Consider the following 1,372-nt stretch of genomic DNA (forward strand, 5'->3'; position numbering starts at 1 on the left):
GCCGCCCATGCCGCCAGGCATGCCGCCGCCAGCCGACTCCTTCTTCGGAGCCTCCGCGATCATGGCTTCGGTGGTGACGAGCAGGCCGGCGACCGAAGCCGCGTCCTGGAGAGCCGTGCGCACGACCTTGACCGGATCGACGATACCCATGGCGATCATGTCGCCATACTCGCCGGTCTGGGCGTTGTAGCGTAAGCGCTGTTTTGACCCCACCTTCCGGATCAGCGTATGATTGTCGATGTTCAGCCTGGAAGAGGGGCTTGGACATATGTCGATTTCAGAGCTTACGCTTAAATCCAGGGATGAGCCGGTGCGCCGGTTCGAGGTTTACACCGTCAATGGCCGCCGTCGCGAATGGAGCGACGGTCAGAAGGCGCAGATCATTGCGGAGAAACGCGCACGCCGGTAAAGGCTGGATGACGGCCGCGACCAATTGAATCAGCACTATCCAGCCCCTCGATCCAAGCGGTAAAATATGCTGTTCTCAATCCATGGCGATAACGGCGGACGAGCTTCCGGATGATCTGAACGCGCTGAAAGCGATGGTGCTTTCGCGCGAGGCGGAGAACGCCCGCCTGCGTCAGATCATCAAGGAATTGCAGCGTCACCGGTTCGGTCGCCGTGCCGAGACACTTCCCGAGGATCAGCTTCTGCTTGGGCTTGAAGAGGCCTAGAGCGTTTCCTGTTTTGAGAGAATCGTAGGATTCCCAAATCAGGTTGTTTGTGATTCAAGATGCAGGCTGGATTGGAGGCCAGCATCTGATGACGCGAGCGCTTTCAAACGATCTTCGTGAGCGTGTTGTTGAAGCCGTTGGCGCAGGCGAGAATTGCCGTACCGTGGCATCGCGCTTTGGCGTTGCAGTTTCTTCTGTCGTGAAGTGGTCGCAGCGCTATCGGGCGACCGGCTCGGTGGCACCGGGCAAGATGGGCGGACATCGCAAGCGCATTCTTGAGCCGCATCGGGCCTTCATCGTGGAGCGGATCAATCAGACCTTTGAGCTGAGTTTGCATAGGCTGAAAGACGAGTTGGCCGCGCGCGGGGTCAAGGTCTCGCACAATACGATCTGGATGTTCCTGCGCCGCGAGGGCCTGAGCTTCAAAAAAAACACTGTTCGCCCTTGAGCAGGCGCGCGCTGATATTGCCCGCAGGCGGCAGCGATGGCGATCTTGGCAGACCGGTCTCGATCCACAGTGCCTGGTGTTCATCGATGAGACCTGGATCAAGACCAACATGGCTCCGCTGCGAGGTTGGGGGCCGAAGGGCAAGCGGCTGCGCGGCCGGGACTGTCAGGAATTCCGTGTGCGGGCGGGCATAATGGGTAAAAAGGATTCCCACTATGACCCGACGCAAAGAACCTGCGATACCGAATGA

1 protein-coding gene and 3 pseudogenes are annotated in these 1,372 nt (G+C 59.1%); 3 read left to right on the plus strand and 1 reads right to left on the minus strand.

What is annotated here, in order from left to right:
- A pseudogene (gene groEL, locus BLS48_RS36910) lies at window positions 1-189 on the minus strand (chaperonin GroEL); the annotation flags it as partial.
- A gap of 49 nt (window positions 190-238) precedes the next feature.
- Here groEL and BLS48_RS35905 point away from each other — a divergent pair.
- The 3 genes and pseudogenes from BLS48_RS35905 to BLS48_RS34635 form a co-directional block, all read left to right on the plus strand.
- Complete coding sequence (locus BLS48_RS35905; RefSeq protein ID WP_167365358.1) at window positions 239-409, plus strand: hypothetical protein; 171 nt, start codon at window positions 239-241, stop codon at window positions 407-409.
- 82 nt (window positions 410-491) lie between these two features.
- Window positions 492-671, plus strand: a pseudogene (locus BLS48_RS34630) (transposase domain-containing protein); the annotation flags it as partial.
- 91 nt (window positions 672-762) lie between these two features.
- Window positions 763-1,279 (plus strand): annotated as a pseudogene (locus BLS48_RS34635) (transposase); the annotation flags it as partial.
- Between the last annotated feature and the right edge of the window lie 93 nt (window positions 1,280-1,372).

Origin of the sequence: Mesorhizobium qingshengii (assembly GCF_900103325.1) — a bacterium.
Lineage (GTDB): Bacteria > Pseudomonadota > Alphaproteobacteria > Rhizobiales > Rhizobiaceae > Mesorhizobium > Mesorhizobium qingshengii.

Bases quoted from the DNA above. Each gene is read 5' to 3' on its own strand.
- BLS48_RS35905 (WP_167365358.1), top strand. From the start codon at position 239: ATGTTCAGCCTGGAAGAGGGGCTTGGACATATGTCGATTTCAGAGCTT.